The sequence below is a fragment of the Chitinophaga sp. H8 genome (genome assembly GCF_040567655.1).
In the GTDB taxonomy this organism is placed as follows: Bacteria; Bacteroidota; Bacteroidia; order Chitinophagales; family Chitinophagaceae; genus Chitinophaga; species Chitinophaga defluvii.
This window is the reverse complement of sequence record NZ_JBEXAC010000001.1, coordinates 2,473,721-2,489,668: the sequence shown is the minus strand read 5'-3', so window position 1 is coordinate 2,489,668 and position 15,948 is coordinate 2,473,721. Positions and strand designations below refer to the sequence as shown.

General features: G+C 46.6%; 9 protein-coding genes. 3 read left to right on the top strand and 6 right to left on the bottom strand.

The window, feature by feature from the left end; translation table 11 throughout:
- The 3 genes from ABR189_RS09360 to ABR189_RS09350 all read right to left on the bottom strand — a co-directional run bounded on the left by ABR189_RS09360 (position 1) and on the right by ABR189_RS09350 (position 6,827).
- Positions 1–1,503 carry a reverse transcriptase family protein gene (locus tag ABR189_RS09360; protein WP_354660210.1) on the bottom strand — a complete coding sequence of 501 codons (1,503 nt, stop codon included), beginning with the start codon at positions 1,501–1,503 and terminating at the stop codon, positions 1–3.
- Between the two features lie 337 nt (positions 1,504–1,840).
- Positions 1,841–3,481 carry an SWIM zinc finger family protein gene (locus ABR189_RS09355; protein WP_354660209.1) on the bottom strand — a complete coding sequence of 547 codons (1,641 nt, stop codon included), beginning with the start codon at positions 3,479–3,481 and terminating at the stop codon, positions 1,841–1,843.
- A 25-nt stretch (positions 3,482–3,506) separates the two neighbouring features.
- On the bottom strand, positions 3,507–6,827 hold the full coding sequence (locus ABR189_RS09350; protein ID WP_354660208.1) for a HEAT repeat domain-containing protein: 3,321 nt from the start codon (positions 6,825–6,827) through the stop codon (positions 3,507–3,509).
- Between the two features lie 262 nt (positions 6,828–7,089).
- Here ABR189_RS09350 and ABR189_RS09345 point away from each other — a divergent pair, with 262 nt between their 5' ends.
- The gene (locus ABR189_RS09345; RefSeq protein WP_354660207.1) at positions 7,090–8,886 is read left to right on the top strand and encodes a glycoside hydrolase family 71/99 protein; all 1,797 of its coding nucleotides are present in this window, start codon (positions 7,090–7,092) and stop codon (positions 8,884–8,886) included.
- Positions 8,887–8,908: 22 nt separating this feature from the next.
- The gene (locus ABR189_RS09340) at positions 8,909–10,783 is read left to right on the top strand and encodes a beta-N-acetylhexosaminidase (RefSeq protein WP_354660206.1); all 1,875 of its coding nucleotides are present in this window, start codon (positions 8,909–8,911) and stop codon (positions 10,781–10,783) included.
- Positions 10,784–10,789: 6 nt separating this feature from the next.
- On the opposite strand, the gene ABR189_RS09335 is transcribed toward ABR189_RS09340, so the two are convergent.
- Positions 10,790–11,425 (bottom strand): helix-turn-helix transcriptional regulator, encoded by a 636-nt coding sequence (locus ABR189_RS09335; RefSeq protein ID WP_354660205.1) that lies wholly within the window; start codon positions 11,423–11,425, stop codon positions 10,790–10,792.
- A 207-nt stretch (positions 11,426–11,632) separates the two neighbouring features.
- Here ABR189_RS09335 and ABR189_RS09330 point away from each other — a divergent pair, with 207 nt between their 5' ends.
- On the top strand, positions 11,633–12,703 hold the full coding sequence (locus tag ABR189_RS09330) for an aminotransferase class I/II-fold pyridoxal phosphate-dependent enzyme (RefSeq protein WP_354660204.1): 1,071 nt from the start codon (positions 11,633–11,635) through the stop codon (positions 12,701–12,703).
- Positions 12,704–13,152: 449 nt separating this feature from the next.
- Here the strand turns inward: ABR189_RS09330 and ABR189_RS09325 are convergent, their stop codons facing one another.
- Both ABR189_RS09325 and ABR189_RS09320 read right to left on the bottom strand, forming a co-directional pair.
- On the bottom strand, positions 13,153–13,770 hold the full coding sequence (locus ABR189_RS09325) for a hypothetical protein (RefSeq protein ID WP_354660203.1): 618 nt from the start codon (positions 13,768–13,770) through the stop codon (positions 13,153–13,155).
- A gap of 34 nt (positions 13,771–13,804) precedes the next feature.
- Positions 13,805–15,886: a TonB-dependent receptor gene (locus ABR189_RS09320; protein ID WP_354660202.1), complete on the bottom strand. Its 2,082-nt coding sequence runs from the start codon at positions 15,884–15,886 to the stop codon at positions 13,805–13,807.
- Positions 15,887–15,948 lie beyond the last annotated feature (62 nt).

Genomic DNA, 15,948 nt, shown 5'->3' with positions numbered 1-15,948 from the left:
TTATAGTACATCCCACCAGGGTTTGTCGGAGGATGTTTTGCCAGGTTCGGGTGGCGTAGCCGCTGGTGAAGTTACAGCGCCGGTCCAAATGGCACGTGCCTCTTCTTTAATGTCGGGCCGTTGTAGCAAAGCTGTCAGGGTAGCTTTCAGCTTCAGCCCCAATGCAGGTTTTACCATAGCTACATAATCAGCATACCCCGTTATACTACTGATGATATTACCCTTACCCCAGTGTTTATTGGCCAGTCCGGTTTTTGAAATATGGTGCAACAGTGCACGGAACCGGCGTAGCTTGTCGCGGTCGAGGCTTAACTTTTCATTGACAACTATACCTGTTACCTCCCGCTTATCTCCCTTGCGCATTACCTGTAACTTATCGGGATGAATAGTGAAGCCTTCTTCCTTTACTACTTGTTTGATAAACCGGATTAATTGTCCGGCTTTACCATCGGCAGGCGCTTTGGCAGAAAAGGTCATATCATCTGCATAACGGGTATAGATGTATCCATACTTGGCAGCGAGTCCTTCAAAGCGTTTATCCAGCTTATAGCATATCAGATTGGTAATAGCAGGGCTGCTGGGTGCTCCCTGTGGTAAGTGCCGGTTGGTTTTGGCAACATAATATTTACGGTTGTCCAATGTAATTTCATCTACTTCCGGTTCTGTACATAACAGGCCAAGCAAGGTGGCCAGTTGTTCTGAATATCCTAATCTGCAGAACAATCCTTTCACTCTTTTATATTCGATCGCAGGGAAAAAATTACGGAGGTCAATATTGATCACAATATCCTGTCCTACATGTGGAGTGGCATTGGTAACGATGGATTTACCACGTACAAAGCCATGTGCAGCCGGGCTATTACTGATCTTATACAGTATGTTTTCAAGAATCCAGTTTTGTACTGCTTTCAGAGCAGGCATAGGTGCTGAAATAAGCCGCTTACCACCGGACTTTTTGGGAATATAAAAGCGCTGGTAATGCGTATGTGTGGCCACTTTACGGTGATAGGCCAGATAGCGCAGTTTGGCCAGTGTAACCTGCATTGCTGTGGCTAATGCATTGGCATCATGCCATACGGGAAGCCCGTATTTTTCGAGTTGTGCAACATCAGCAACTTTTTTATTTAATCCGGCAGATACATCTTCGCCGAGATAAACAATGTTTTGATGTTTTGTTGCTGCCCAGGCAGCAGCTTTAGCTTTCCGTTTTTCTTCATTGCGAAGCTTGGTTTCGGCTCTTTTCAATTTGGCTGCTTCCATGCGCTGTTTACGCATATCTGCCAATAAACGTTCCTGGTCCTGGTGTTTTTGTTTTTCAAGGAGCAGGTCACTGAGTTCCTTACGCAACACAGTTTCCTGACGCAGTAAAGGTGATGGAAGGGTAGGGACAGGCACCTCCTTTTTCCAGAAGCCCAGACGGGTCATTTCCTCCAGGATCACTTCCTCTTTTGAAGAGGCACGTATCTTATCATATAATTGTTGACGGGTCAAACCTCCGGCCATAGTAGGTGTATTTGCGCCGGCTCATCAGGAGCAATGTAAAGTAAAGAGGAAAGGCCCTTCGTGCAAACCATTGACTAAATCAATCAACTCCAGGGAGGGGCGTACCATAGCAGGATGATATCCCCCGGGGATCGTACCGAAAATCCTGCTATGGTACGCCCCTCCCAAAGTAAAGATTGCATTTAGTGAAGCATGTATAGTCATGTTACCTGAATGACGAAACATCATTCGTCCCTTTTACGGGCGCAAGTGCAATCATTTCCTCTTTACAAAGAACATTGTCATTAAGAGCTGGCAAGATATAACTTTATTTCCAATCCGGAATTTCCGGCGTTAATTATTTTCTTGCATAAGCCATACGCAGTGCCAGCATATGTTCGCATGGCCCTTTGTACAACTTGTTGGTATAATAATGATGGCAGTCACAATGTGCTTCACTCAGTTTTTTATCTTCATCTATTACTATAACGGGGTGGTAAGTACGGGAGGGGCTTTTCACTGCTCCACTCAGTTGCAAACCCACGTCCGGAATATCCTGCGCAGTGAATGTTACACATTGTTCATCCACCCATCTGGAAGCGGCTGCTTCCAGGGGATTGGCAAACCGCAATGCTTCCAGGGGAAGCGGATCACGGCTTAGCTCCCGGAAGCGGTACTGCCCGGTGTGCAGGTCCAGGATTACTTTCCCTGCCTGCGTATAAATGCCCAGGGCACCTAACACGGTAGCTTTATCAAGTCCGGTACCTGCGACGATTGTTTCCGGGGTGGCCATCCATTTACTTTGTAAAAAGGAAAGGGTGCGTAAACAAGCTTTGTCATCCACGATGGCCCTGGGAGCCATGAGGTCAAACTGTCCGGCGCGTGACCAGTCATTGGCTGTCCAGCCGGAAAGGCCGAGTGTAAACTGCATGTCTCCCAGATCGGCAATGTAAAAAGAGGGAAGGCCAGTGCCGGTAAGGTGTACGGTAAACTTTTTGGCAACCGGTATTAAGCGTTCCAGTATCAGCAACCGGCGACGCCCCCATATCCTTATTTCCCGGCGTTGTGGCCCCTGGTAAACGGACCGTGCACACACTATTTCTTTATTCCAGGGCTCAAAGATGGCACGTACCGGTTTTCCTGGCTCCAGCACATAGCGTATAGAACGGGGACCATGTTTTTCTTTAAACCGGCGCAGCCATAAACAGAAATTGTATACATCCATGGGATGCAGGTCAAAACTCACCGCAGGCAGTGTCATGGCAGCACTTACCTGTAAAAAACCACGTACCCAGCTATCAGGCAGGTCTATTTTTACTTCGTGGTACAGCTCTTCCTGCGATGTTTGTATGGAAAAACCTGCGGGATCTATTTTGAAATCTGTTTCCTTATAATCCCTTATTTTTTGAAACTCATTATACAGGCCGGCTGAATAATCAATGTTAGTAGTGCCGCATTTAAAATCACTGATCTCTTTAAACACATTGTAGCTGGCACTTAACTTACCATAGCTGGATTCATCCTGGCTGAAGCATTCAAAGAATACTTCGTCCGGATGCACGCTGATGACGGGGTCAAGCACAAACCAGGCGTCCCTGTCTTTTTGATAAAGATATTCGAAATAGTTCCGGCGGGCTTTATAAAAAGGGCTCATGAGCTGTTCCCGCTCGACAGCAATATCCCTCAATGTGCCTCTTATTTCAGCAATACGGTTATTCGCTGCCTGCGCATCATATCCCTGCATATATTCTGCCAGCCACAGGCTTTCCTGCTGTGCTGCCCATTCTTTATAAGCAGTTTTATCTTTGGGTTTAAACCTGGCATCTGCTACCACCACATCATGTAATGCGGAGATCGCTTCCCGGAAGGCTATCTTTTTATGCAGCCTGCCAACAAAGAAGGTAGGATCCCGGCGGGTATCCGGGGAAAAAGAAATGCCTGCCGAAGTAGCATTGCTATATACCTGTGACTGACCGCTATATCTGTAATTGAATAACATGGTTGCGTGCTTTTAAGATCGTTGCTTATACCGTTTCCCTTACTGGTGTGATGTGAATAGGCAGCGGTACATCAAATTGCTGCCGGATAGTACACATGATGGCAATACACCGGGCTTTGTCTCCAATAGACACCGTGGCAGAGATATCTGTAATGATATTACCGATATAGCTGGCTGCAGCTGCTGATCGTAACGCTTCTTTTTCCAGGAAGGTGAAAATTCTATCCTTAGCTACCCTTGCTTTATTTACCCGGGTAAGTACGGAGCGGAAATAATGTTCCAGTGATTGTATAACTGCCAGGTTGTTGGTAGCATAGCTTTCCAGATAGGTAGTGGCAAAGACCTGCATGTTTACACTGGGATGCTGGCTCAGTTTTAACAGATAGGCAGTACCATCCGCAGCGTTAAAATAACGGGTCAGCAGTTCTCTGCCAAAGGCCTGAATATCGAGACGTACACTGTCGGCAATAGCGATAAGGGTTTCCGGCGTCCAGTCATTTTCGGAGAACTGTGTGGTGAAAAACGTTTTCGCAAATTGCCGGGTATCTTCCCATGAAGCATCCAGCAAGGCAATAGCAGTATCACGTTCATAACGGATACGGGCAATGTTTTGTTCAAAAAAATGCCAGCACCATGTTCTTACCGTGAGTAATTCATGATTGCCGGTTGCGATAACCTGTTTCAGGCTTAACGCAGCAGGGGGGATGTATTTTTCCAGCACCAGCACACCAAATTCCTGTGCAGCAGGATAGTTGGCATATAACAGCCGTAATGCCGTTGCAGTATTAATATCATGCAGGTAGTTCACCAGCTCGTTACTGAGTATATTGGCCATGTCCTGATGAATGCCTGCAGAGGCTTCCTTGCGCATCAGCTTCGGCACCAGTTCATTTACCAGCCAGATAGCCAGCCGGTTATCCAGCTGTATCATAGCCGGCAGTAATAACCTGATTTGCTGGCGGGTATCCTGATAAGGGGCAATACAGCAATGGAGGATCAATTCAGGCCGCTTAAGCTGCTGTTCGGGGGGCATCGCTGTAATGATAGCCATGCCTGCTGCTCTTACCGGTGCATAATCATTGGCCAGCAGGTTATGAAACAGTCCATCGGGTACGCCATCAAAATTAAAACTGTGCTGTTTCAGCAACAGCAACCGGGCAGCAAATGCCTGGTTGGCGGCTATCCTGCTCTGGAGCAGGGCCTCAATTGTCCTGATTTCTACTTCTCCCAATGCGCTGCGGCAATGCTGTTCCAGTATCAGGCAGCCCTCATGGATGGTATCATTTTCTGCAGGAGTAGCCCTGGATAAGGAGCGTAGCCAGGTAATCGCCTTACCGGCTAGCAGGCGTGCTTTATCTATCGTTACCACCTGGGTGGATAATTGTGTGTTGACAAATTGTTGTACTGCCACCCAGGGACAGAAGATCAGCTGAATAATAAAGTCATTATCAGCGAAGCAGTATGTCTGGTGTTGGGTAACCCATTGTAATCCCAGCTCCTGCGCCGCAGCTAGGGGGCTGTATAGCATGGCCTGTATCAGCGGAAGGGAGGGTACAGCCGGATCATATTTTTCTTTCGCTAATTCAAATCCATACTGTTGTGGTAAGGGAAAAGCAGCAAGCAATAATTCGCGGATCACATCTGTTCCCATATTGTTTTTCAGCCTTCTGTAATCCGGATGTGCTTTCAATTGTTCCAGCGCAAAGCTATGAACCACTTCCATGCGGCCTTTGATCAGCAATTGGATGAATGCTTCCGGCAGCTGTTGCCACAGGGCAAGAAAGGGAATGTCTGTTGTGGGGGCTGGTGTTGTTTCAGGTGGCATTTCCGGCGTTCTTTCCGGAGAGGTCCATTTGGGCGGCGGCGGTGTTTTATTGCCTCCCAGCCAGCCAAACAATTTTTTGAAGAAGCTGGTTTTGGGGGCAGTATCCTCTACGTTGGAAGTATCGGAAGCGTGGACCTGCTCAGCCTGCTCCTGAATAAAATACCATAATTTATTACTGGCCTGCAAACGCATATTGGGTGCATTGCCCTGTAGTATATAGTTCAGATACAGCGCTGCGGCATGTGCAGGATACTGACGGGTGAAGCTGGTGTATCTGCCGTTCAGATAGCCATACCCGGTAGTTTGATAGGGGGCGGTGGCATCCCTGCTTTCATCGTATTGTAATAACAAGGCTGTAGCCAGCCGCACATAAGTAATATCTTCCTGCGTTCCCCATTGGCGCAACTGGCGTAATACCTGCCGGTGCAGGTAATCCCGCGTTTTGCTGGAATATGCCAGGCGGCTGTTTTGCTTTTTGAGCTCTGCACCCGCTTTAAGATATTGCTGCAGTTCTTCCACATATACCTGGGGAGCATTGGTTTGATCTTCGTTGGCGGTTTTTTTTACAAACATGGCGTGCTCCCTTTCAAACCGCCCTGCCAGCAATGCTACCAGCTGATGATCATCCCGTAAGGCGGCTTGTTTGAATAAATGCCGGATATGCTGGAAGTAGGGTGGTCTTAATGGCAGTTCCTGCAGGAAGATAAGTAGTGCCTGTTTTACGGCAGCATTATCTGCAGCAAGGATATACAATTCTTCCAGCATGGGATATACGGGTAATGATCTTGCCCGCACCCTGTCCTGCAATAATTGCAATATGAGGTGTGTATCAGATTTCCGGATAGCTTCCTGAAAAACAACAGGCAATCCCTGCATAAAATATTGCAGCTGCTGGGCCTTTGCAGTGGCAGGCAATACCAGCAACAGTGCATTGGCGGCCAGCTGGCGGATATTAGCAGCAGATGATTTATTTTCAAAATAACTTGTCAGGAGGGGAGCAGCAGTGGCATCTCCGCATTTTCCCAGTGCCCATATAGCAGCATAGCGCTGCATAGCATCCCCTTTTTCTGCCAGCTGAATAAGATAAGGCACGGCTGCCTGCAATTTATACTCGCCTGCTTTCCAGATTACCCTGGAAGTTTTCCAGGTGGTTTTAAAGCTGTTTTTTCCGGTAAGTGCATCTTCCAGGCGTTGCAGTATGGCTTTATGTCTTATATCTGTAGATACTTCCGTATCTGCTGTTATGGCGAATGGGAGTTCCGGTGCAGTAACTACTGCCTCATGTTCACCCCGGTAACCTTTACTCCGTTTTTCTTTCTCCAGCGCATTAAACAGTACTGTAGCCGTCGTCAGTGTTACGGCGGTTACTGTTTTAGTGCCCTCCCTGAGTGTACTCCCGCGTTTGCCATAGCGAAAATTGACCAGGTATTGATCTGGCCCTGTTTCACACAGGTCTATTTCATATGTTTTGTCTGAGTTGCCTTCCCGGAAGAAGAGTTTCACTGTCCTGACTAATCTCATGAGTTAACATTATATAAATCAGCTCTAAACTAAGAAAAAACGACTACCCGTCAAGTTTATTTTATGAAAAAATAAAGCCGGTAACCGGAAGAATAGAACGTGTTATCAAGGGAAATTATTGGCAGGGAAATAGAACATACTGATAGGATACTATGGGATAGAGTAGCAGCAGGAACATACTATCTTGATATAATCATTTGTGGTGGCGGATCTGATGGGGCGAGGTATCCACGTTATTACCAGGCTAAATCATTTAAACAAGATGAAAAAAAAATTATTACGCGGAGCAGTATTCGGATTGATATTGTTTTGCAGTGATGTGCAGGCACAATCTGCCTTGAAGAATTACAGTGCCGGATTACCGGCTACTGATGCATTGGGGCGTAAGCTGCCGGAGTACAAACAAGCAGGAGGGATAAGAAAAGATAAGTTTGTAGGATTGTTTTACTGGACCTGGCATACCCTGCAGGCAAAGGATCATGAGCCTTACAATGTGTCAGAGATCCTGGCGCGTAAACCAGCAGCTATCCATGATTTTAAAGACCCGATATGGCCTACGGCATCCTCTCCTTATTTCTGGGCAGAACCATTATTCGGCTATTATATTGATACAGATGAATGGGTATTGCGCAAACATGCCGAAATGCTGGCTGATGCTGGTGTGGATGCTATCTTCTTTGATTGCACCAATGGGGATCTTACCTGGAAAGAGTCTTATATGGCGCTTTGTAAAGCATTTACGGCAGCGCGTAAAGATGGTATTAAAACTCCGCAGATCGCCTTTATGATGGCCTTTGGCCCCTCTGTAGAAACGCTTAAGGCGATGAAAGAAATTTATAACGATCTGTATAAGCCGGGACTATACGAGGATCTGTGGTTTTACTGGAAAGGCAAACCATTGATCATGGCTTATCCGGAGCGCCTGGTACCAGTACCTGGAGATGCTGCTGCCACAAAGCTGCATGCAGAGATGAAAGCATTTTTCACTTTCCGTCCCGGACAACCAGTATATAATAAAGGACCTGAACGCCCTGACCACTGGGGCTGGCTGGAAATTTATCCCCAGCATGGTTTTGTAAAACAGGCGAACGGCACATTTGAACAGGTAACGGTAGGAGTGGCCCAAAACTGGTCCAAAGAAAGGGGGCTTACCGCCATGAATGCACCGAACAGTTTTGGCAGAAGTTATACCGATGCAAAAGGACAAATTACATCGGAAGGCGCAGTAAACCATGGATACAATTTTCAGGAACAATGGGAACATGCGCTGAAGCTGGACCCCGAATGTATTTTCATTACCGGGTGGAATGAATGGATTGCAGGCAGATATGAAGAATGGCAACAACAAAAGAATGCCTTCCCTGATGAATTCAGTGAAGAAGGCAGTCGTGATATAGAACCGATGAAAGGTGGTCACGGCGACAACTACTATTACCAGATGGTAAGTAATATCAGGCGTTTTAAAGGAATGCCTCCGCCACCGGCTGCCAGTGCGCCGCAAACTGTAACAATAGATGGGAAGTTTGAAGAATGGAATAAGGTAATGCCGGTATATCAGGCGCATAAGGGCAGTACACTGCACCGGGATCATCCGGGATGGAAAGGTAAACATTACACCAATAGTACCGGTAGAAATGATATTGTGGCCGCCAGGATGGCCAGGGATAAAAAATATGTTTATTGTTATGTAGAAACCGCTGCGCCTATGACACCTGCTACTGATAAGGGCTGGATGCGGCTGTTTATTGATACTGACCGTAACAGGGAAACAGGGTGGGAAGGATATGATGTGGTGATTAACCGGTTAAATCCATCAGGTAAAGCTATACTGGAAAAAAGTGCAAAGGGCTGGAACTGGCAAGCGGCAGGGCAGGTAGATTACGCTGTACAGGGAAATAAACTGGAAATAAGGATTCCACGGGCCATGTTGGGTGCGGGTAAGCTGGATTTTGAATTCAAATGGTCTGACAATATGAAGGAAGATGGCAATATTATGGATTTCCTGGTGAATGGGGATGTTGCTCCTGCCGGCAGATTTAATTACCGCTTTTCAGAATAGAATTTAAATCCATAATGACGTTATGAAAATAAAAATGAATGCCCTGTGCCTGGCGGTAACAATCCTGTTGCTGACAGGCAGTGTCATGGCACAATCGTTGCCAGCTCTTGTGCCGGAGCCGGTAAGTATGAAAAGCATGCCTGGCAGTTTTATTGTAAAGCCACAAACACAGATTGTTACCGGAAACAATGCAGAGGTAACAGCAACAGCGAAATTATTTGCAGAACAGGTTAATGCATGCACCGGGCACACATTGAAAGTAGTGTCTGCGGCCAGCTCAGGAGTGTCTGCTATTACATTACAGTTAAATAAAGCAGCAGATAAAACCATTGGCACAGAAGGATATTTACTTGAGGTGAAAGCATCGGGGATAGTCATCCGTGCTAATCAGCCTGCCGGCATCTTATACGGCTTGCAAACGTTGCTGCAGATGTTGCCCCCTGATCCGGAAAGCCTGGCCAGGGAATGTAAGCAACAGATAGTTATTCCTGCGGTGGCCATCACAGATTACCCGCGCTTCGGATGGCGTGGGCTGATGCTGGATGTTAGCCGGCATTTCTTTACCAAGGAGTTTGTCAAAAAATTTATTGACCATATGGTGAAATACAAATACAATGTATTTCACTGGCATCTCAGCGATGATTCGGGCTGGCGGATAGCGATCAAAGCATATCCCCAGCTTACTAAAGTAGGGGCCTGGCGGGTACCCCGTACGGGCAGATGGGCCACCTCCCCGATGGCACAGCCGGGAGAAGCGGCTACGGATGGTGGTTTTTATACACAGGACGACATCCGGGAAATTGTAAAGTATGCACAGCAGCGTGCTATTACCATTGTACCGGAAATAGATGTTCCAGGTCATAGTCAGGCCTTGATCGTTGCCTATCCTGCTGTTTCCTGCACAGGCGAACAATACAAGGTATACCCTGGAAGCAATGGCGGAATGGGGGATAATGTACTGTGTGCAGGTAATGAAGAAAGCTTTGAGATGCTGGATAAGATCTATGGCGAAATAGCTGCTTTATTTCCCGGACAGTATATTCATGCCGGTGGGGATGAGGTGAATAAATCTTTCTGGAAAGCGTGTGCCAAATGCCAGCAACGGATGAAAAGCGAAGGGCTGAAAGATGAACATGAGTTGCAGAGCTACTTTATTAAAAGAGTAGAGAAGATCCTGATATCTAAAGGGAAAAAGCTGATAGGCTGGGATGAAATCCTGGAAGGAGGACTGGCTCCGGAGGCAACGGTGATGTCCTGGCAGGGAATGGAAGGCGGCACTGCTGCTGCGAAGGCGGGACACGATGTGATAATGTCGCCGCTGCAATACTGTTATCTGGACTATGGCCAGGGAGAACCTGCTACGGAACATATGTGGGCCGGCACACGGTTGTCTAAAACATACCAGTTTGAACCCGTACCTCCGGGCGTGGATGCTAAGTATATCCTGGGCGGACAAGGTAATGTGTGGACAGAATTCATTGCTACAGGAAGCCGGGTGGAATATATGACCTGGCCTCGTGCACTGGCGCTTTCAGAAGTATACTGGTCACCTGCCGGCAAGCGCAACTGGGATAGCTTTGTAACACGGATGGAAGCACAGTTTCCCCGTTTTGATCAGGCAGGGGTGAAGTATGCCCCCAGTGTTTATGACGCAGATATTTTTCCTGTAAAAGATGAGCAGGGTGGTATGAAGATCGGTTTCCGTACAGAGATAGCTGATCTGAAAGTGTATTATACTTTTGATCATTCTTTTCCGGATAACACCGCTGATTTATACAATGGTACACCGATAACCATTCCAATAGGCGCCACAGAAATCTGGGCGGTTACCTACAGAAAAGGAAAGCCCGCAGGGAGATTGTTGCGGATAGGCTTGGATGAATTGAAGAAAAGATAAAACGGATCATATGCCCGCAGGCGCTACCCGGTATGCACAGCGCCGGGCGCCTGCGAGTATGTGGTCAATACGTGTTACCACCACATCCTCTCCCAGTATAGCCTGGAAGGTATTTAATTCAGCTTTGCAGAAACCCTGGCAGGCGGTAGCTGCTGCACAGATGGGACAATGATTTTCAATGAACAGATAACCGCTGTCTTCTTTTTGGTACTCCGCCATGTAACCTTCCTGGTTACGGATCTCCACCAGTTTGCGAAGCCTGTCTTCCATATCCGGCAGCCCTTCCATCTCATTCAGATACTTGTGGGTATTACTTTTTTCATTGGCAGCAATAACTGCTTGTACGGCAGGTTCTCCCAATGTTTCCCGCATCAGTTTGATGAGCTTTACCGTAACTTCTGCATGCATATCCGGAAAACGGCTGTTGCCCAGTTGGGTAAGTGCCCATATCTGCTGAGGGCGCCCTCTGCCTTTTACAATGGTAGTAGCTTCTACCAAACCTTCATTGGTGAGCTTTAACAACTGAAATCTGGCCCCCTCTGTAGTGATACCCAATTCCGTAGCGATGGCGGTCAGGGGTTGAGGCCCCCTGGTCTTTAAAATCCAGATAGCTTTTTCATTCTCCGCCAGATTCTTTTTCATAATAAACAAAGTAGCTATTTGGTTTATTGGCAAAAATACTAACTTTGCTCCGAAATTAAAACCCAAGTTATATCCTGTATTTATTCCGGGAACAATTCAGCTCCGTAGTATTTATTTTTACCTAAAGGGTGCGGACCCCCAATCGTTATCTATAACTTTATTGGTTTTGTTTCCAGGTATGTTTATGATTTAAACCTCTTGTTATTTATGTTGAACCTAAGGGTGAATTATCCGTCTGTAAAACAGGAAATGGATGTGTTTCAGGCATACACACAATCGCTGGCTGCCCCGGAAAAATATGCTTTGCTGCAACCTCCGGGATATGCCCCGGACGAGGCCGCCACAAAGGTGATCTGCAACTGGTTGCAGGTACAAGAGGAGGATATCCGGCAATGCTCAGAGATAGCTGCAGTGCCCAGTGCAAACAATGCCCTGTTTTGCATCTTGTCTGTGCTCCGCAAAACCAATACGGCCATCGGTGCAGAAACATTTACCTTTCCCGGTTTCCGGTTTTGTGCGGCAGAGCTGGGCTACCAGGTAGATGCAATTGCTTGTGATGAGGAGGGGATCCTCCCTGTTGCTTTACAGCAATACCTGGAAACAAGCAACAGCAAGCTAGTTTATCTGCAGCCTACGGTACATAACCCCACCACCAGTGTGATGTCGTTGCAACGGAGGCAGGAAATCATCGCAGTAATCAAAACGTTTAAAGACGTTTACCTGCTCGAAGATGATGCCTATCGTTTTTTACATGCGGATCCTCCGCCTTCTTTTCTGCAATTGATCCCGGAGCGGACTTTTCATGTATACAGTTTTTCAAAGGCATTTAATCCTATTTTAAAGGCCGCTTACATTGTTTATCCCAAAGGGTCGTTGCGGGGTATTGATAACATCATCGGGTTTACAGCCAGCAGTGCCTGTGCCTTGTTTATCGATTTTGGTATCCATCTGATGCAAGGGGAACAGCTGAAAAATATCATTAAGGAAAAACAGCGGATAGCATTGGAATGGCATGCCAGGGTAAAAGAATTATTTCAGGGATTGTCTTATCAGATGTTTCCGGGCAGTTTTCATATCTGGTTAAAACTGGAACATGGCCTGACATCATCTGCACTTACGAGCTACCTCCATAGCCAGGATATTGATGTGCCGGATGGCGCCGCTTTTGCTGTAAACGGAGATACGGAGCATGTCCGTATTGCTTTAGGTACGGCGTGGCATTCTGATAAAATGTTGCCAGCATTGACCACTATTGCTGCTGCCTGTAAGAGGTGTTAAAAATGCACAGATTGTGTCACTCAGGCTGCGGAAAAGCAGCAAGCTTCCCCTGAGAACTAAAATAAAGGAAAATAGAAGAGGGGCAACCCTGCTTAAAACTGAATATACGGCCCGCCATTTGGCGGGCTATTTTTTTGAGTATAAATGACCTTCCAGGGAAAATAAGATGCTTAGTAAGGCTTAAAACCAGCGAAATGCGGGAGCTGAGCTTCGGGAAAGAGAGGGCGTTTTCAAATAGAGGACAGGAAGACAAAAGGAATTTACAGGAGTGTTAAGATAGTCATAAGAAATAGATAAGGTAGAGATAAGGTAGACATCTCCATGTCTACCTTATCTCTACCTTATCACTACTTTATGTCTACCTTATGTCTACCTTATCCCTATGGAGACCCTTTGTGGTAGCGGGTTTTATTATGTGTTTGTTGTCTATCTGATTGATAATTAATTAGTTAATCTCCTTCGTGCTCTCCATGCCCGGGACCGGCAGGGGATGGATGGATCTCAAATTCACCTTCAAAATCGGTTTCTCCGCCAGCATCCATGAACTTGGGATTGTTCCATGCCTTTGCGGCAGGATGGTCTTTGTTCAGGCCATGTTTCAGAACAGCTTTCAGGTCAAAGGCACCGCCATCTGCTTTCAGTACTTTTACAATGCCGGTAAAGCCAATGCCTCTGCCTTTGGCATCTTTGTCTTCATACACGTAATCCAGGTATCCTTCTTTAGTAGGTACAAAGAAGAACTGATGGATATTGCCTTCATCGGTATATTCTTTGGTAATATCCTTCCCTTTGTAATACATCACAATTTTGAGGCGGTAGTGTTCTCCTTCGGTGAGATGCATATGGTGAGGAGAGGCATGTCCTGTTTTGTCAAAAGACACCTTTACAGTATCCTTTTTTTCATGGTAATGATCATTATGTTTTTCCAGCAGGATAAAGTTGAACACGGCAGCATCCGCTTCTTCCTGGTTTACTTCCGGTACCGGATTGTCTTTTTTGCTGCAGGCGCTGAAGAAAGTTAAGCCAATAAGCAGCCCTGCCAATAGCTGGCGATAAAATTTACGCATTTTACATTATGTTTTATATGGTGATAGAATACGCTTAAAACCGGTACGTGATACGCAATGCATAACTGCGTCCTGTATCGTGTGCATAGTAACGGAAACGGTTCATGTAAGATTTATACAGGACGTTGCCTACATTCTCTATTGAAAAGTGAATACTTAAAGTGTTTTTTCCCAGCAGGTACTTTGTCCCGGTACCCAGATTAAACAAGTGATAACCTTCCGGAGGAGCTACATAGTCACTGCCGGGTGTATATCTTGGTTGGGTGGCTTCGAGCACGGCCTGTACCTGCAGGTAAGCATCCTTTATTTTTTCACTGCCGGGTATATTCCAGCGCAGGGTATTTTCCAGTCTGTCGGCAGGGATCCAGGGCAGGTATTGCTGCCTGCTGATATCCTTTGCTTTTACAATGGCGCCTTTTAGTTCGTAGGTAAAAGAGGTATTGATCCGGTATTTTGCCAGCAGGTCCATCCCTAAAAAACGGGCATCTGTTTGCTGGTAATCGAATACCGGAAAAGCGCCCCTGAGGCTTTCCAGTGTATCCATGGCCGGATGCAGATAAATATAGTTGCGGATATAATGCATATACCCATTCCAGGAGATGGATAAAGCAGCCGTGTTGTATTCCAGTGTATTTACCCATTTGTAGCCCTGTTCGTTTTTCATGTTATTGTTGCCCCGTTCCACAGCTGCGGCCCCGTGATGCAGGCCATTGCTGTACAGCTCGCTTACCGCCGGGGGGCGCCAGGCTGAGCCCAGGTTGCTCCGTAGCTGGAGATTTGGGTGAATAATCCATAAAGCACCCAATGAGCCGCTCACGTTATTGAATTGATGAGTGCCGCCATACAGGTTTTCATTTTTATCGTATCCCAGGGCATCCAGGTATTTATAATCATACCGGACACCAGCTTCCAGCTCATACTTTTCTTTTACCTGCCGGACAATCATGTATACTCCGGCACCATAAGTATCATAATTAGGAATGATAGGGGTGGCATATGTACCGGGAATACTATTGTTGACCTGGCTTAATGCATTTCCCCCCAGGATGGTTTTCCATCCTTTCCGGTAATTGCTTTCCAGTGTAATATCCAGGGTGTGGGTAGTGAGCAGCAGGTCCAGGGCTGGCAGGCTGGTACGGCCGGCACGACGGATATCATATTCCTTCCTGGAGTTACGCTGCCAGCCATATTGCAGTTGTAAACGATGGGAGGGATGCAGCTGCAGGTAAGATTTTACTTTCAACAACTGATGATAAAGCTGTTGGCGGGGAGCGTCTATTTCATAACTGAAGCTGCCTTCCTCAAATGGCCTGCCATTTTTAAAACGTTCATACAGATCTTTGATACTGCCTATATGCGCCCCTCTGAAAATACCTATGCCGGAATTAAAATGACTGAAAAATATTTCTGTACCTGCTTTTGCACCATTGTAACCTGCGGCGGCAGAATAATTATGTTCACGCACCCCGGTATTATTCAGATAGTAATCAGCCGTTTTAATGTTACCCGCTTTTTTTAAAGTTCCCTGTATACGCCATCCAAACCCCGGCCACTTTTTTATGCCCCCATCCAGCATGCCGGAGAGGATACCGGCACGGCTGTTACTGATGCCTGCCAGGTTTATTTCACCGTGTATGTCTGCGGTAGCCGGCAATGCAGGGGGTTCTATGATAATAACCCCACCAATAGCAGCTGCTCCGTAACGTACTGCTTCTGCTCCTTTGATCACGGATATTTTCTTTGCAATGAAGGGGTCGATCTCTGGTGCATGTTCGGAGCCCCATTGTTGTCCTTCCTGAGGGATACCATTATTGAGTATCAGTACACGATTGCTATGCAAGCCATGTATAACGGGTTTGGCTATAGTAGCGCCGGTTTGCAGCATGGCTACTCCCGGAATTTCCTGAATAGCATGTGCCAGGGTAGTGCCTTTGGTGTGATCCAATGCGGTGCCGGAAAGTGTAGTGATGGTAGTGGTAGCAGGAGCAGCTGGTTTGTTACCTTTTATTTCCACGCTCTTCAGCCGTATTGCGGTAGTATCGCTATACGGAAGGTTTTGCGCGCACAGGCTTGCTGCACTGAACAGTACTCCAATTGTCAGGTTCCATTTTATCATAAGAGCAGCAAATATATAATAAATGCAACAATGTTTCAAATTATTTGAATCATTGTTGCATT